This window comes from Aquirufa beregesia (assembly GCF_011090385.1).
Classification (GTDB): domain Bacteria; phylum Bacteroidota; class Bacteroidia; order Cytophagales; family Spirosomataceae; genus Aquirufa; species Aquirufa beregesia.
In genome coordinates, this window is sequence record NZ_SEWW01000005.1 from 18,760 (window position 1) to 35,441 (window position 16,682).

The 16,682-nt window shown below is 38.2% G+C and carries 11 protein-coding genes; 6 read left to right on the forward strand and 5 right to left on the reverse strand.

The features are described from left to right. The first annotated feature begins 125 nt into the window (after positions 1-125). Entirely contained in the window at positions 126-701 is a 576-nt protein-coding gene (gene nudK / locus EWU23_RS08815) for a GDP-mannose pyrophosphatase NudK (RefSeq protein ID WP_166231073.1), read from the forward strand. Positions 702-824: 123 nt separating this feature from the next. Then, complete coding sequence (locus tag EWU23_RS08820) at positions 825-2,048, forward strand: L,D-transpeptidase family protein (RefSeq protein WP_166231076.1); 1,224 nt, start codon at positions 825-827, stop codon at positions 2,046-2,048. 467 nt (positions 2,049-2,515) lie between these two features. Here EWU23_RS08820 and EWU23_RS08825 read toward each other — a convergent pair whose 3' ends face one another. Beyond that, positions 2,516-3,949 carry a Gfo/Idh/MocA family oxidoreductase gene (locus EWU23_RS08825; protein ID WP_166231079.1) on the reverse strand — a complete coding sequence of 478 codons (1,434 nt, stop codon included), beginning with the start codon at positions 3,947-3,949 and terminating at the stop codon, positions 2,516-2,518. A gap of 500 nt (positions 3,950-4,449) precedes the next feature. On the opposite strand from EWU23_RS08825, the gene EWU23_RS08830 reads away from it, so the two are divergent. Further along, on the forward strand, positions 4,450-7,581 hold the full coding sequence (locus EWU23_RS08830; RefSeq protein WP_235942187.1) for a SusC/RagA family TonB-linked outer membrane protein: 3,132 nt from the start codon (positions 4,450-4,452) through the stop codon (positions 7,579-7,581). 29 nt (positions 7,582-7,610) lie between these two features. Beyond that, positions 7,611-9,173 carry a RagB/SusD family nutrient uptake outer membrane protein gene (locus EWU23_RS08835; RefSeq protein ID WP_166231084.1) on the forward strand — a complete coding sequence of 521 codons (1,563 nt, stop codon included), beginning with the start codon at positions 7,611-7,613 and terminating at the stop codon, positions 9,171-9,173. A gap of 136 nt (positions 9,174-9,309) precedes the next feature. Here the strand turns inward: EWU23_RS08835 and EWU23_RS08840 are convergent, their stop codons facing one another. Then, positions 9,310-10,671 carry a Gfo/Idh/MocA family protein gene (locus EWU23_RS08840; protein ID WP_166231088.1) on the reverse strand — a complete coding sequence of 454 codons (1,362 nt, stop codon included), beginning with the start codon at positions 10,669-10,671 and terminating at the stop codon, positions 9,310-9,312. A gap of 164 nt (positions 10,672-10,835) precedes the next feature. Next, positions 10,836-12,125 carry a purple acid phosphatase family protein gene (locus EWU23_RS08845; protein ID WP_166231091.1) on the reverse strand — a complete coding sequence of 430 codons (1,290 nt, stop codon included), beginning with the start codon at positions 12,123-12,125 and terminating at the stop codon, positions 10,836-10,838. Positions 12,126-12,286: 161 nt separating this feature from the next. On the opposite strand from EWU23_RS08845, the gene EWU23_RS08850 reads away from it, so the two are divergent. Next, positions 12,287-13,150 carry a bile acid:sodium symporter family protein gene (locus EWU23_RS08850; protein WP_166231094.1) on the forward strand — a complete coding sequence of 288 codons (864 nt, stop codon included), beginning with the start codon at positions 12,287-12,289 and terminating at the stop codon, positions 13,148-13,150. Positions 13,151-13,255: 105 nt separating this feature from the next. Further along, the gene (locus tag EWU23_RS08855) at positions 13,256-14,614 is read left to right on the forward strand and encodes a PhoPQ-activated pathogenicity-related family protein (protein WP_317164314.1); all 1,359 of its coding nucleotides are present in this window, start codon (positions 13,256-13,258) and stop codon (positions 14,612-14,614) included. Positions 14,615-14,682: 68 nt separating this feature from the next. On the opposite strand, the gene EWU23_RS08860 is transcribed toward EWU23_RS08855, so the two are convergent. Together EWU23_RS08860 and EWU23_RS08865 are read right to left on the reverse strand one after the other, a co-directional pair. Beyond that, positions 14,683-15,846: a CPBP family intramembrane glutamic endopeptidase gene (locus EWU23_RS08860; RefSeq protein WP_166231097.1), complete on the reverse strand. Its 1,164-nt coding sequence runs from the start codon at positions 15,844-15,846 to the stop codon at positions 14,683-14,685. 2 nt (positions 15,847-15,848) lie between these two features. Then, complete coding sequence (locus EWU23_RS08865; protein WP_235942188.1) at positions 15,849-16,682, reverse strand: sugar phosphate isomerase/epimerase family protein; 834 nt, start codon at positions 16,680-16,682, stop codon at positions 15,849-15,851.

Below are 16,682 nucleotides of genomic sequence, written 5' to 3' on the forward strand. Positions count from 1 at the left end.
TGTCAAAATTAAATACCACCTGATTCCTTTATCTGGATCTTTCCATTTGTCATATTTCTACAATTTTGGAATGATTTCTCCGTTGAAAAGACGTATTTAGCTATTTCAACAAAAGTATAAACCTTATGGCCCATATTAAAATCACCCAAAGCGATGTTCTGTCTGATAATTGGTACGTTTTGAGAAAAATTACTTACGAGTTTACTAATGCTGATGGCACAGTACAAGTACATCAAAGGGAAGCCTATGATCGAGGGAATGGGGCAACCATTTTATTGTACAATAGGGAAGAAGGAACCGTTATTTTAACCAGACAATTTCGTTTACCTACTTATGTTAATGGAAACCCAGATGGCATGATGATTGAAGCTTGTGCGGGTTTATTAGATCAAGATAACCCAGAAGATTGTATTCGTCGTGAAACTGAGGAGGAGACAGGTTATAAGATTACAGAAATACAAAAGGCTTTTGAAGCCTATATGTCACCAGGCTCTGTCACTGAGATCTTGTATTTCTTTATTGCAGCTTATTCTAACTCCATGAAAGTGAGTGATGGGGGAGGAGTAGAGCATGAACAAGAAAATATTGAAGTATTGGAAATCCCCATCCAACAAGCCATGCAGATGATTGAGTCAGGAGAGATTAAAGATGCCAAAACCATCATGCTTTTGCAGTATATCAGGCTTCAAGGGATTTTATAATGGATAAATGGCTAAAAGAGAAAACGTAGCATTCAAATCCGCCACTTTATCTATTCCTCAAATAGAAAATGTATATTAGTATCTAGTTACAAGGTGTTTGGGCCTTAGGGCTATCGGTCTTATATGGTGAATTATCGCAATTTTTTATGTTTTCTTTGGGTTTTTGTTTCGCTGACGCTTGGGCTAAAGGCTCAAACGGAATACAACTGGTTAAGTAGACCTCATGCTGTAAAAAGTTTGGATAGTCTGCTGCATCAGGCTCCTAGAATCGCCTTGAAAACAGAATTTTATCCTCACGGTTTTTTAGATTCTTTGCTACAATCACCAACAAAATCGTGGCTACAGACTGATTCTTTGGTGATTGAAAAGAAAATACAAAATCTGGCTCAAGCCTTTTTTGAGGACCTTAGTTTTGGAAATCCCCGCCCGGCATTTAAATTTCAAGGTTATGTATTCGAATTGAGAAAGAATGAAGTCAGTATGTTGATTGATTCCTATTTGAAGAAACAATCAATTGTAAATTTAGTTAATCATCTAAATAATTCTTCTTCAGAAGTTAGATCCCTGCTCAGTATACTTCAATCAAGTCAAGATAGTCTTGTGCCCAACCCATCAAAAATAGCTCAATTGACCTTGTCGGCCAATCATTATCGCTGGTTACATCATATTAGGAAGAATGTATTATTGACCGTGGTTAATATCCCTGCGGCTCAGCTGAAAGTATATCAGGGAAATCAAGTAGCCTTGAAGATGAAAGTGGTTTTGGGTAGACCTGCCCGGCCTACTCGGGTATTAACAGCCCAAATTAAAAACCTGATTATCAATCCCAATTGGTATGTTCCTCGTAGTATCGCCACGGAGGAATTGTTGCCTGAGATACAAAAGAATATCCGATATTTTTATGCCAGTCATTTGGATTTATTAGATAAAAACAATCAGGTAGTCGATGCAAAAACGGTCGATTGGAAAGCCTTGAGCAAGAATTATTTTCCATATACATTCCGACAAAAGACGGGAGTTTGGAATACCTTGGGGATATTGAAAATCCCTTTTGATAATCCTTACCGATTATACTTACACGATACATCAGAGAAGAAATTATTTGCTTCATCCAATAGGTTTTATAGTCATGGATGTATTCGATTGGAAGATCCCATTCGATATGGCAAATTGCTTTTAGGGCCGAATTCTCGCGCCATGGATACTTTGAAGATAGAAGGTCCCTATTATAATATTCCTTCCAAATGGATCAAAGTCAGTAAAGTAGCCCCGCTGATTATTTGGTATAACCTGATTGATTTTGACGAGAAAGGTGAAGTGGTTTATTTGGAAAATATTTATAAATAGTTGTTAGTTATTAGAATGTAGAATTTTTCAATAGTAAATCTCGTAGGTCAGCTCCAGCGAATTTTACCTTTGCTGTACGACAAAAAAGAAGTTTTTTTAAAAAAAGATATGCCTTGTTAATTGAAAAGACAAAAATGGGGATTAAATGATGTTTTCCCTTGATTAAGAAATTGAAGGAACTAATTCTAACAAAAATCATTCTACTGGTTAAAAGCTCTCTTAGGATTTTCTTTTTTTATAAAAAAAGAAACAAAAAAAACAGAGGGAATACGGTTAATCCAAATACGAATTCCGCCTTGCGGAACCGATTGTCACTCCGCTTCGCTCAAGCTCCGTTCCAATCTTTCGTTGGGATTAACCTAATAATGAAGAATGAAGAATGTCTTGTCCTGAATGACGTTGACCGTTTTGTCTATTTTACGATTCTACATTCTTCATTCCAGAAACTAATTCCCAATAACGAACAACTATACTTTATAATACTGCTCCCAACCTTTTCTTGGGGCGGCACCTTTTAGTAAAGAATTAGCTAATGCATTGTTGGTAATCTGTTGGGTTTTTGGATCAAAAATCAATTTGGTATTTAATTTCTGTGCCATACAACCCAAAGAGAAAACTTGACTTAATGGTCCAGCAATGGCAAATGGAGAACGAGTTTCCTCTTGTCCCATGCAGGATTTTAGGAAATTGGCATAATGGTTAGAAGGACTTTTAGGTACTTCTGGTAATTTGGAAGCCATATCCTTGGCTTGTTCTGGTGGGATAATGGATAAAGTACTACCATGTGATCCTCCTTTGAAGGTCAAGTCTTTGGAGTAAATGATTTTCCCTGGATTCAGTTTAGCCGGTTGTATCTTTCCATTACTAGCTGGCGGGATATTGGGATCTAATTCTGTTACGCCATATCCCTGAGGTACAGGTGGGATATTGTTAACGCCATCGTACCAAGTAATATCTACCGGGGGCATATTGCCTCTTTCGGGAAACTTAAATAAAATCGTGGAAGATTGGGGATAGAAATAAGGATTATGTCCATCTGCTCTCAACATGTTGATTTCCGTGGGTAAGCCTAGGTCTAAAAATTGGTGAGCGGTATCAATAATATGTGCGCCCCAATCACCTAAGGCACCTAATCCATAATCAAACCAGCAACGCCATTGACCGTTGACAAAATCTTTGTTATAATCGTGGGGTTGGGTTACGCCCATCCAAATATCCCAGTCTAAGGTGCTTGGGATAGCTTCTGCAGAAGGGAAACTCTTGATTTGAGTATTCCATCCATGCCAGCGACGAGCGGAGTTCATATGAGCAGTAATGGCAGTAACATCCTTGATGATACCTGCATCTTTGTATGCTTTAAATTGAAAGTAATTGGCTTCCGAGTGACCTTGGTTACCCATTTGTGTCACCAATTTGGAATGCTTCTTAGCGGCTTTCATCATCAACTCAACCTCGTTGAATGTTCTGGCCATTGGTTTTTCTACATACACATGTTTTCCTAATCCTAGGGCCATCATGGTAATGGCAAAGTGGGCATGATCAGGTACACCAATGGCTACCGCATCAATTTGATTCCCCATTTTGTCGAACATCGTGCGGAAGTCCTGAAATCTCGGAACATCAGGGAATTTTTTTAGAACCTCTAGGGTTTGGGGAGCACCCATGTCCACATCACAAAAAGCCACAAAATTGGCTAAGCCAGTTTTATGAAATGACATGACATCAGAACCACCTTGGTTCCCTATTCCGATACAGGCTAAATTGACTTTATCTCCTGCTTTTTTTGTAGGGATAAAAGATGAATGCTTTTCTGAATTGGTCCAAATATAAGGGAATGCAGAGGCTGCGGCTATTAATCCTGTATTTTTCAGGAAGGTTCTACGGTCTTGATTTGCTTTCATAATGGCTTAGTTTGTCCAAATATATCATTTATTGATCAATACCCATGCGGTATTATCGGGATTGATTTGTATTTACCTTTTCAAGCAAATTAATGATTGAATCTACTCATTTTCAAATTTTAAATACCGAATTAGCCGAATATAGAGTTGAGGAAAAGGGTATTCATTTTAAAAATAGACTAATAGATTAGAAATTCTTCTTTGAATAATTTGAGGTTATTACGTATATATTATACCGTGTAATAAATCATAGGTGAAAATCAAGGTAAATAGTGAATTTTTATTGACCGAAAATTTGAACTTTTCGTTACACATTTAATGTGTATTTAATGATTATTTATAGGAATAATAGGATTTGTTTTATATAATTGACCATTAACTAATCCTAAAATAACCAGTAAAATGGTCAAACTATGCAAAAAAAAATACTCATGTCGTATCGACAATTGAGCATGAGAAGTGCGTTACCAATATTGGGTATAGCACTAACATGCTTCAGTATGTTGCCAGCGCAAGCGGCCCTAACAGAAAGAGTAGGAAGGCTAAGCGAAACTAAAAATGTCAGAGTAGCAGATATCACTGTTACTGGTAAAGTGACTGACGAGGCGAATTCGGGTATACCGGGAGTTAACGTCATTGTTAAAGGAACTACTAAAGGGGTAATGACGGATGTCAATGGTAACTACAAGATTGTGGTTGCTGATTCTAGAGCCGTTTTAGTGTTTTCAGCTATTGGGTACTCGCAGCAAGAAATTACCGTAGGGAATCAATCAGCGATTAATGTCAATCTTAAGCCAGATAACAAATATTTAGATGAGATTGTTGTCATTGGCTATGGTACTCAAAAGAAATCTGATTTAACGGGTTCAGTGAGTTCTATCAAAACGGACCAATTATTGGAACGCCCTGCTACTTCATTGAATCAGGCATTATCTGGTAGAATGGCCGGGGTTCAAGTAAGTACTAACTCTGGACGACCAGGCGGCCGTACTACGGTTCGTGTTCGTGGTTTTAGTTCGATTAACTCCTCCAATAACCCTTTATACGTAGTTGATGGAGTTATGTTACCTCAAGGTACCATGAATCAATTTAGTTCTGCTATTGATTATTTAAATCCGAATGACATTGTATCAGTAGAGGTTTTGAAAGATGCATCTTCAACGGCTATTTATGGAGCTAGGGGAGCGAATGGTGTTATTTTAGTAACAACGAAAAAAGGCAAGGCAGGAGAAGGAAGTGTGACATATAACGCTGATTTCAGTGTTAATGTCGCGGGTCCCAATAAGCCTCAAGTCTTGAATGCCAAACAATATATGGCAGTGGAAGATTTAGCTTGGGCAAATATGGCCAAATATGACCCTACGGGTTGGGCCGCAGGAAGATGGGCTTATTTAAATCCAAGATTGAGAAGAACAGATCCTCGTGTTTTTGATGCGAGCGGTAATGCTTTATTTAATACGGATTGGTTTGAAGAATCAACGCAAAATAAATTGTCTCAAAATCATCAATTAGGTTTTAGCGGAGGTAATGAACGAACTCAATATTCCTTCTCTTTAGGTTATCGTGATGACCAAGGCTTAATCAAAACGACTTATTTGAAGCGTTATTCTGGTCGTTTTACAATAGATGATCAAATTAAAAAATGGTTGAAAGTGGGAGGAACCTTAGCCTACAACAACCAGACTGAAAATTTATCTGACGTAAATGATGCCGTATCTCGTCAAATCGTGGAAGATTTTCCTTTTTTACCTGTGAAATATGCCGATGGAACCTATGCTAATAATAGGGACTTTCCATTTGCTGAAGGAACCATGAGTTCTGTTCACCGACTGATGGGCCGTAAATATATTTTAAATACTCAAACTACGACAGGAAGTATTTATTCTAATATTACCTTAATGAAAGGTTTGGAGATGAAAACGATTTTTGGAGCCAATATCATGACTCAAGAAAATAATCAATCTCAAACTAGAACATTGAATATTGGTGGTCAAGGTAATGCATCGGCAACCAATCAAACAGAGACATTCTGGTCATTAGAGAACTTCTTAACTTATACGAAGGATTTTAATGAAAATCACTCAATCAATGCCTTATTAGGTATTTCTTGGCAGCAAACAGATTTCTTTAATATTGGAGCTAGTGTGAATGGTTTTGCGACGGATTATTTTGGTTTCAATAACTTAGGTGCTGGAGCGGTTAATCCAACGGTTGGTTCAGGGGCATCTAAATTTGCCTTTAATTCTTATTTTGGTCGTGTTAACTATACGTTCAAAAATAAATATTTAGCGACTGTAACAGCCCGTGCGGACGGTTCATCTAAGTTTGGAGAGAATTATAAATTTGCGGTTTTCCCATCTGGTGCCTTGGCATGGAGAGTTTCAGAAGAAGATTTCTTGAAAGGTAATGCGACTATTTCCAATTTGAAAGTTAGAACTAGTTACGGTTTGACAGGTAACTCTGAAATTCCGGCGTATTCATCTCTTTCTTTATTGAGTTCTAACTATTCTGCTGTTTATAATGATGGTCGTGTATCTGGTACGGGTATTTCTAGACTTGCAAACCCTGATTTGAAATGGGAGAAAACAGCTCAAACGGATTTTGGTATAGAATTAGGTTTATGGGGTGGTCGAGTTAATATTGAGGCGGATTACTATTATCGTTTGACGACAGACATGTTGTTAGATGCTCCAGTTCCTCAAACATCAGGTTATGCTACGATAAGAAGAAATGTGGGATCTATGGAAAATAAGGGATTTGAATTTTCAATTAATTCTATGAATATCAAATCCAAGGATTTCCAATGGAATACCCAATTCAACATTTCCTTCAACCAAAATAAGGTCTTGACTTTGGCTACTCCTTCGGATATTTTCAACGTAGGTGGACCGAACTTTACTAACCCGACCAATATCATCCGAATTGGTGAGCCAGTAGGATCATTCTGGGGTTTAACTCGTCTTGGAGTTTGGGGAACCGCAGAGGCAGAGGAAGCTGCTAAATGGACTTCATATCGAAATGGTCTCAAGATTTTACCAGGTGATATCAAGTACAAGGACTTTAATGGTGATCGTGCTATTACTGATGCGGACCGTTCTATTATTGGTAATGGTAGTCCTGATTTCTGGGGAGCTATTTCTAACACATTCAAGTATAAAAGCTTTGATTTGACTTTGGAAATGCAGTTTAGTTATGGAAATGAAGTTATGTTAATGAACCTTCACCCAAGTGAAGATCGCCAAGCTTTAGCGAATAGTTATACTTCTGTGTTAAATGCTTGGACTCCAACCAATCAAAATACGATGATTGCCGAAATTCGTGATACACGAGCAGGTTATGTGACGAACGTGGATACTTGGTGGATCAAAGACGGTTCATTCTTACGTGGTAGAAACTTGATGTTGGGCTATAATGTACCTAGCAATGTGGTAAGTAAATTGAATTTGAGTCGTTTGAGAGTATACGCAACAGCTCAAAACTTCTTCCTTTTAGTAAAAGATCCGATTGTTGGCGATCCTGAAGTTACTCCAACCAACCAAGGTGGAGGAAACTCGGCATTCTCACAAGGTATGATTTGGCACAATTACCCTAAGCCTACGATATACATGTTAGGATTACAGGTAGCATTTTAATGAAGGAAAATTTAAAAATGAAACGTAATATGAAATTCAAAATAGATTCCAAAATAAAGAAAGTGGCCCTAGGTGGGGTGCTTTTATTGGGGCAGTTTGGTTGTTCTGATTTCTTGGTTGAAAAAGCACCATCGAATCTAACACCAGATGCTTTTTATCAAATTCCTGATCATGCAGAAGCTGCTTTAGCTTCAGTTTATGCTGATACTAGATTCATGGGAGGTGGAGCAGGTATATTTTCGTCCAACTGGCAGTTATTAGAAGCTTTAACTGGAACTTCGACAACAGAAACAGCACAAAATTCTGACCTAAACAACCTGTATGGTTTGGTACATGATCCAAACACCATTCATGTAGTTAACTACTGGAATGGTTTATATAAGGTGATAGCTCAGGCCAATCAAGTGTTAGAAAAAGTGCCACCAATCACTCCTATGGATGAAAATCAAAAGAAGAAAATCTTAGGAGAAGCTCGTTTTTTGAGATCATGGGCTTATTTTCAAGCCGTTCAATTATGGGGTGACATTCCTTTAATCACCAAACCTCAAACAGCGGGTTCTGATGATTTCTTGCCATCCAGAGCTCCTGTGGAAAGCGTATACAAATTGATTGTGGATGATTTATTAGAAGCAGAAAAAGCGGGTTTACCTTGGATGGATGTAAGTGGTCGAGTTTGCTTGGCTGCTGTAAAAGCACAATTAGGTAAAGTTTATTTAACCATGGCTGGCTTCCCATTAAATAAAGGTGCTGCCTATTATAAATTATCTGCGGATAAATCTTTGGAAGTAATTACGTACGCCAATGCCAACCCATCAGTAATTAATTTGTTCCCAACTTACAAAGATGTGCATACCGAAGGCTTAAAAAATCGTCTGGAGCATTTGTTTATGATTCAATGTAATACCTTGGTTGCAGGTAATTTTATGGGAAACTTTTTCCCCAACTTTAAACCTGTGACCTATTCAGGACCGGGTGGTACAGGAAGCTCCGTTCCAACGATTGCATTTTATAATTCGTATGAAAAGGGAGATTTAAGAGCGAAAAATCAGGATGGCTATTTTTATACGAGCTATTTTACTAATGGAAATGGTGCATCATTTGATTTAGGAGCACCTTATGTATTTAAACATTTTAATCAGAAAGCTAATGGTTCAGCTGGTTCTGCAGGGACTCGTTTAGATAATTTAAACGTTCCACAAATTCGCTATGCTGAAGTCCTCTTGAATTTTGCTGAAGCTCAAAATGAGGTTGGAGGCCCTTCTCAAGCGGCATATGATGCGTTCAAGCGAATTCGTGATCGGGCAACTTTGGAAACTCTAGGTTTAGGAAGCTATACAGCTGCCAGCTTTAGAGAAGCGGTTTGGGTAGAGCGTTGGCATGAATTGTGCTATGAGCAGATAACTTGGTTTGATATGGTTCGTCTGCGTAAAGTGTACAATGAAACCACGGGTAAATTTGACAGTTTTGTTGGTCATGTGAATTTAAGTTCCAATAGACCTTTACTAGAAAAGCATCTATTATTACCTCTAGGAAAACAAGAAATGTTAAATAATCCTAATTTGAAACCTCAAAATCCAGGATATCCTAATTAGTAAATTAGATTTGAGTGATGTTGAAAAGGAGGGCAAATTTTGCCCTCCTTTTTTTCAAAAAGAGAGTCAAGCGATAAAAAAATCGCTTAACATTTGATATGCTAAGCGATGAGGAGAATGATTCATATTGGTCTATTTACCAACCTTTTCTATATTTTCTTTGAATGTATTTATTTGCCTCAGGATAATTAGGGAACTTCAATTTTTTGGCATCCCAAACTAGTAGTTGATCAGGTACACGTATGGCTACCGTTCCTAATAAGACGGCTTCAGTCATAGGCCCAGATTGAGCAAAATGGGATTCTGTTTTTTCACCTCCCAGGCAAGCATCTGCAAAATGATGGTAATGGTTTCTATCTGGCTTAGTAGGTATATTTGCTCCTTTGAATTTGGTTTCAGGTAAAAGAACGGGCATTTTTTGATGAGGAATCAAAAGTGCACCCTCAGTTCCGATAATCATGGCTGATTCAGCGGGATAGTCCGTTTCGGAAAAAAGGGCTCTAATTTCTTTTGGAGGATAAAATTCACCATCAAACCACTCTACTGTAAGTTTGTCTGATGCTGTTTTTTCATTTCCAGGGAATATCCAAGTAATATGATTTCCTTGAGGCCATGTATCAGCTCTTCTTTCAGGAGATTCTTGCCAAGATTTTTGTACTTCTGCTATGACTGAAATAGGATTTTTTATGTCCAATCCTTTCCAGACTGCATCAAATATGTGACATCCAATATCTCCCGACCAACCTGTTCCAAAATCTTGCCAAGTTCGCCAAATTGCCTGATGATAGATATTGGGTACATAAGGTCTCATGGGGGCCGTACCTATCCAATTGTCCCAGTGTAGGTGATTAGGCGGAGTTTCTATTCCTTGTGTTGGCCTTGGGCCTACATGACGGTATTTTGCAACAGCTCCAGGTCTATTAGAACATAAATAGGCATGTTTTACTTTTCCGATTATTCCCGATTTCAATAATTCTACTCCCGTTCTATCACCCGAAGTAGAAGCAACTTGTGTTCCTAACTGTGTAACAACTCCTGCTTTGATGGCTTCTAAAGTTAGGATACGAACTTCAGCGACGTCATGACACATAGGTTTTTGGCAATACACATGTTTACGTCTTCGAATAGCTTCAATGGCTATGACAAAATGATTATGGTCAGGAACGGAGACATTGACCGAATCTATTTTATCACTTTCTTGTTTGAACATCTCACGCCAATCCGTATAAGTTCGCGCATGGGGTAATATTTCTGAAGCTCTTTTTAGATTATTTTCATCTACATCGCAAAGAGCAACAATGTCAACATGGGTATGCTTTTTGAACTGATTGAGGTCTCCCCAGCCCATTCCACCTACTCCAATGCATGCATGTTGTAAACGACCGCTTGCTGAGGCGGCTTTGACGGGATGTCCTAATAAAACGGGAGCTGCTAAAGCGGCCGTGGCAGCCTTCAGAAGAAAGTGTCTTCTTGAGTCTAATTGATTTTTGTTTTTCATTAGTTTAGAGATTTTAATTCCTTATTTATGGAAATTTTTATATCTCTAATAATAGAAAAAAAAGAGGAATAATTTATACTTTTCTGTGAGTATTTTGTGCCAAAAAACAAAAAAATAGGGATAAATCCAGCTAGAATCATTCCTGCGATTTATCCCTAATCTGTTTAATTTTTTCTGATCGAAAATTGATCATGAATTTCGCCATCACTACCTAACCATACTGCATCTAATTTGGTCTTGGTGATATCTAAAATCATCGATCCTCCAATTTTATTATTTGAATAAATAGCTGATTTTAAGGGGAATCCTTCTCTTTGACCACCTAATTGACCTCCAGATCCATTGACTATGTAAATAACGCCTTGGCCTTCTTTTCCTACTACATACTGATTAGGCGCTGTTGTTTTTTCTACAATATGTTTAGAGGCGTCAAAAGTAGCATTGATTCCATAATGTCCTTTCAAAGGGTGCGTACGTTCGTATACATGGCTATGTCCAGCCATCACAATATCCACCTTATATTTTTCAAATAAAGGGTTTACATGTTGTCTCATGTTAACCATGTCTTTCTCCGTATCAGAATCATGGGAACCTTTGGAATAAGGAGGTTTATGAAAATAGACGATGGTCCAAGGCAGTTTATTCGCTGCCAAATCCTTTTCTAACCACTCATATTGAGCCCCTTTGCCATCCATTACTTGAAGACCAGATGGCTCCATCAATTCTGAATCGATCGATACTAAATGGACCTGACCATAATTGACGGAATAGTAGGACTCATTACCTGAGGGCAGTCCACCCAATTCACCTTGTACAGGCATGCTGAATATCTTAAAATAAGGAGGCTCAGATGGATTATGCTTACCTGCATAATCATGGTTTCCTGGTGCAGGATATAAGTTTAAGTTTTGGAAAAACTCATCCTGATAAATTGGGAAAACCTTCTTTTGGTATTCCTCATCTAAACCCTTGCTATACGCATTATCTCCTAACCAAATCCAAGCATCTGGTCGGTGGTTTTTGGTATAATTCACCACGGCATTTTTAACCTCTAATTGGTTTTTAGAGCCAGAACCAAAATCCCCTAATGCCCAAATTCGAACCGCTTGAGTAGAACCCAATTTAGGAGCGGTCAGGATAAATCTTTTTTCTGAACCTGCTTCCATGGTTTTATGATCACCGATGGTATAGTAGTATTTTTTGTTGGGTTTTAAACCTGTGATGATGACTTCGTGGTCTACCACAGCCTGCTTACCTTCGATTACTTTAGTGAGCTTGTTGGGGTTTTCGCCATAGACAACCCGACTGTCAGTAGCCTGTTCTGTCCGCCAGCGAATGATTCCTTGGCTAGGACTAACACTTTGTAAATAGGGCCCTCGAACTATTTGAGCAAAAGCCGTAATATGAATTAAAAAGAAGCAAATAACGAATAAGAATGGTCTTTGTGTTTTCATGTTGTCAAATAGGTTTTTGAATGCGCAATATTACGGATTTATATCAAAGCCAAATGATGGGAATGTAAAATTTTCGAAATCGACTCATGTCTTTCTTGTAGGACATATTAACCCAATACAAATTTTTATTATATTAGTACAATATTCTAAACCTTTCAAACATGCAAGCTAATTTTTTATCAGCGGTATTACTTCCTTTGGCCCTGGCCATCATTATGATGGGATTAGGCCTTTCCTTACAAGTAGCAGATTTTAAACGGGTTGTCACTTTTCCCAAGGCAGTCGTGCTGGGTCTGTTTTGTCAGATGATTTTACTTCCAGTTATTTGTTATTTTATTGCCTTAGGCTTTGGACTTTCTCCCGAATTGGCTGTAGGATTAATGTTATTATCTGCTTCACCAGGTGGCCCAACGGCTAATTTATATTCTCATATTTCCAAGGGTGATGTAGCTTTGAATGTTACCTTGACCGCCTTAAATAGTTTGATTTCTGTATTTTCCATTACCATCATTGTGAATTTTGCCATGAAACAATTCATGCAGTCGGATCAATATGTCCCATTACAATTTTCTAAAGTAATGGAAGTGGTCATGATTGTGTTATTGCCTGTTTCCATTGGAATGATTGTTCGGTCAAAGTTTTCCAAATTGGCAGCGACTCTGGATAAACCTGTTAAAATAGCCTCGGCCATCTTTTTAACCTTGGTCATTGTGTTAACCATTATAAAAGAAAAGAATCATATTGTAGATGATTTCAAAGCGGTGGGATTAGCTACCTTGACGTTAAATGTAGCCAGCATGGCCATTGGTTATTTTGTTCCTTTGTTTTTTCAACTAGGCAAAAAGCAAGCCATCGCTATCGGGATGGAAATTGGCATTCATAATGGTACTTTAGCCATCTTCATTGCCTTGACTGTTATTGGAAATAGTACCATGAGCATTCCTCCAGTTATTTATAGTCTTTTGATGTTCTTTACGGCTGCCATTTTTGGATATTTGGTCAATATTGGCAGAAAAGAAGCTTAAGATTGTTTGTTTTTGCTAGAATAGTTTACTTTTTGGAAAGTTTAATTAACTTATTCTGTCATTTTATGCTATTATTTTGTGGTGTATTTAACCAATATACACTCCATGAAATTGATGCCCTCCTTTTTGCTTAAAAACACCTTACTAATTGTACTCATTAGTAGTGCGGTTTTGGCACAAAAACCAAAAATTACGCCGGAGACAGCATTGACTTCTTACATTCATAATGGAGATGCATCGTATCAATGGGAAGTGAGAGATTCTTCCAAAATTGGTTCGACTACGGCCTATCAGTTGATTTTGACCTCTCAAAAATGGAGAGAATATACATGGCGTCATCAATTGACCATTTTCGTTCCTAAGGAAATTAAATACCAAGATGCCATGTTGTTTATTTCAGGTGGCTCAAACAAAAACGAACGACCCAATTTCGTAGCCGATGAGCGTCTGTGGCCTATATTAGCCAATATTTCAGATAAAAATAAAGCGATTGTTTCTTTGATTCGTCAAGTTCCTAATCAACCATTGTATGGGGATAAAACAGAAGATGAATTGATTTCATATACCTTACATCAATTCAAAGAAACCAAAGATTATACCTGGCCTTTGCTTTTTCCTATGGTGAAATCAGCGGTTAGAGGGATGGATGCAGTGCAGGAGTTTAGTCAAAAGCGCATCAAAACGAAAGTGGGGGGATTTGTGATTTCTGGATTTTCAAAAAGAGGTTGGACCACTTGGTTAACGGGTGCTATCGACGATTCAAGAGTCAAGGCCATAGGTCCTATGGTGATTGATATGTTGAACATGCCAGCTACCTTAGATTATCAGTTTAAAACCTATGGAGAGTACAGTATTCAAATACAAGATTATGTGAGTTTGGGAATCCCTCAAGGGAAAGACACCCCAGATGGAAAAACATTAACCGCCTTAGTAGATCCTTTTTCTTATCGTGCCAAATTGAAGGTGCCTAAGACCTTATTCATTGGAACAAACGATGAATATTGGACAGTGGATGCCATCAAACATTATTACGATCAGATTCCTGGTAAAAACATGATTCATTATGTACCCAATGCGGGTCATGATTTAGCGGGAGGAAAACAAGCTTTTGAAGCTCTAAGTGGATTTTTTGCGAATACCATTCAAGGGAGAGAATATCCTGTTTGTACTTGGAATACAGCATCCACCCAAGTAGGTGCTGAGCTAAAGGTACAAGTAGCCACGCAAGATTTAGTGGAAGCTACTTTGTGGGAAACTACCTCTATGGACAGAGATTTTAGAAATAATTTATGGCTTAGTTCACGAGTGAAATTGGAGAATTTGCCTCAACTAAAATTGACCAAAGAATATCCTAAAAAAGGATATCAGGCCTTTTATTTGGATTTGAAATACAAAGATGCCTCTGGCGGAAATTATACCATTAGTACTCGTGTATTTGTGACAGATACTGAAAAGATTTTATAATAAACCTCTAACCTATGAAAACCGATCAGGGCAGATGTCGAAAGATGTTTGCCCTGATTTTTTTTTGCCTATTTGATGGTATGTAAAGAAAATAGAAATTCCGAACAGTTGACCAAGCAATGTACCAAAGCGGCATAGAAGACATTTTTAGTTTTAATGTAGGTATATCCATAAGCCCAACCAGCTACGCTAGCTAAGCCCACAAATATGACGGAACCCGCATGGAAATGTACTAGGCCAAAAAACATACTGGTGATAGCCAGTGAGGTATAGGTTCCGGTTTTAGCCACCTGGTTTTTCTCCAAGAAATAAGCACCAGCAAAAAGAGATATACTGATTAAACCTGGAAACCAGAATAAGTCTTTATACATGGCGTAACCTGTATAGAAACTCAGAATCGTGAAAATTAGGGCTCCCCATGTCCAAAAGACTTTCCAGTTGGCCATTAGGGCTATTTTTTTGGCCAAAATATTTTGAATTAAGCCTCTGAAAAACAGTTCCTCAAATAGGGCGGTACCAATATAAACCCGTATTAATTCTCGAATGGCGGCAGGAATCAAAATCCAGGCAAAAGCTTGGAAGGGTTGTGAGATATTGAAATTCCAAACAATACCGATGATATAGACAAATCCAAGAAAGGAGATCCAAGAACCTAAGGCAACGCTGACATGGGACCATTTCCAGCTAGGATAAAAGCCTACATCAGGTAATTTTCTTACTACGGTAAAAGCATAGGCGGCTCCTAAAATAAGTACGATTTTTTGGACAGAACTGAAGCCATCTGTTTCCCAAGGAATATCGCTATTACCCGGAAAATGGATGATGGTCGAAGGAATTAATATCAATAAAAGGATGATTAAATCAGACCATGAAGCTTCTTGCTTGGGAAAGGCTAGAAATGCTAAAGTTGGAAATAGGTACAGGAAGAAATAAAGACCAGAGCTTCCAATGAAAGGGTTGATGCCATGAAGTAAGTAATGGCTGGTGAGCAATGAAAATAAAAAGAGAGGAACCCATAAGGCCCTCTCTTTTTTTAGATGATAAAAATCTTGCAGCTTTTCTACTACTGCGGGCCTTCCTAAAGTGAAGATGAAGGCATATAAAACAAGAAAATAGCCACTTGAAATCAGAAGCTCTTGGCTGGAGACATCTTTATTTAAATAGAGGAATACCGCATAAAGCAATGCCGTCATGATACCCCCCTGTTGGATTGATTTCGAATAGCTGTTCATATTTATCCGATGAATTTTTGAATATGATGATAACTCTTCAAGATCAATTCTTCCTCTGTACTGTAGTTTTTACGCCAAATACAGGCAGCCGGAAGCAAAGGAGTGAAGGCCTCGACCACTAACCAACCTTTGTAATTCATTTTATCTAAACTTTCAAATACATTGACCCAATGTACTTGACCTTCTCCTAAGGTAGCGCGGGTGTTTTCTGACAACTGAAAATGACCTATTTCATCAGCAATGCGGATCATAGCCTCCCCGGTATTGAATTCTTCAATATGGGCATGGAAAGTATCAAACATGATTTTAACGCTCGGGTGATTGATGGCTTTCACTAGACTATACAGTTGATCAGCGGAGCTAACTACATAGTTTTCAAATCTGTTCAAATATTCTAAGCCTAGCATCACTTGCTTTTCTTGAGCGTGCTCCGCTAAGTCCAGCATACTTTCTTTGGACCAGTCTAATTCCTGTTGGGTAGGTGCTGCCCCTGAAAATACACCCAAGGCTGAATGGTAAGGCCCAGATAACCAAGTCGCACCTAAATAGGCAGTGACATCCACGGCTTTTTTAAGAAATTCTACTCCATTTTTTCGTACGGCTGGATCCGATGAAATGGTATTTCGATCAGCACCTAAAAATGTGACAGTAAAGACCTCTAAACCTAATCGGTCTATTTCCTCTTTCCAAGGTTTCCAATAAGCCAAATCTGTTTCAAAAATGGGAATTTCGACACCAGTATAACCTACTTCTTTGATGTAAGATAAATGAGGGATTAGTGATTCATTCATGTCGGGTCCGTAAACCAACATGTTCATTGCAACGGGATATTTCAT

Excerpts from the sequence above, each read along its gene's own strand:
- nudK (WP_166231073.1), top strand. The coding sequence starts at position 126 with ATGGCCCATATTAAAATCACCCAAAGCGATGTTCTGTCTGATAATTGG.
- EWU23_RS08820 (WP_166231076.1), top strand. The coding sequence starts at position 825 with ATGGTGAATTATCGCAATTTTTTATGTTTTCTTTGGGTTTTTGTTTCG.
- EWU23_RS08825 (WP_166231079.1), bottom strand. The coding sequence starts at position 3,949 with ATGAAAGCAAATCAAGACCGTAGAACCTTCCTGAAAAATACAGGATTA.
- EWU23_RS08830 (WP_235942187.1), top strand. The coding sequence starts at position 4,450 with ATGTTGCCAGCGCAAGCGGCCCTAACAGAAAGAGTAGGAAGGCTAAGC.
- EWU23_RS08835 (WP_166231084.1), top strand. The coding sequence starts at position 7,611 with ATGAAATTCAAAATAGATTCCAAAATAAAGAAAGTGGCCCTAGGTGGG.
- EWU23_RS08840 (WP_166231088.1), bottom strand. The coding sequence starts at position 10,671 with ATGAAAAACAAAAATCAATTAGACTCAAGAAGACACTTTCTTCTGAAG.
- EWU23_RS08845 (WP_166231091.1), bottom strand. The coding sequence starts at position 12,125 with ATGAAAACACAAAGACCATTCTTATTCGTTATTTGCTTCTTTTTAATT.
- EWU23_RS08850 (WP_166231094.1), top strand. The coding sequence starts at position 12,287 with ATGCAAGCTAATTTTTTATCAGCGGTATTACTTCCTTTGGCCCTGGCC.
- EWU23_RS08855 (WP_317164314.1), top strand. The coding sequence starts at position 13,256 with ATGAAATTGATGCCCTCCTTTTTGCTTAAAAACACCTTACTAATTGTA.
- EWU23_RS08860 (WP_166231097.1), bottom strand. The coding sequence starts at position 15,846 with ATGAACAGCTATTCGAAATCAATCCAACAGGGGGGTATCATGACGGCA.
- EWU23_RS08865 (WP_235942188.1), bottom strand. The coding sequence starts at position 16,682 with ATGAAATATCCCGTTGCAATGAACATGTTGGTTTACGGACCCGACATG.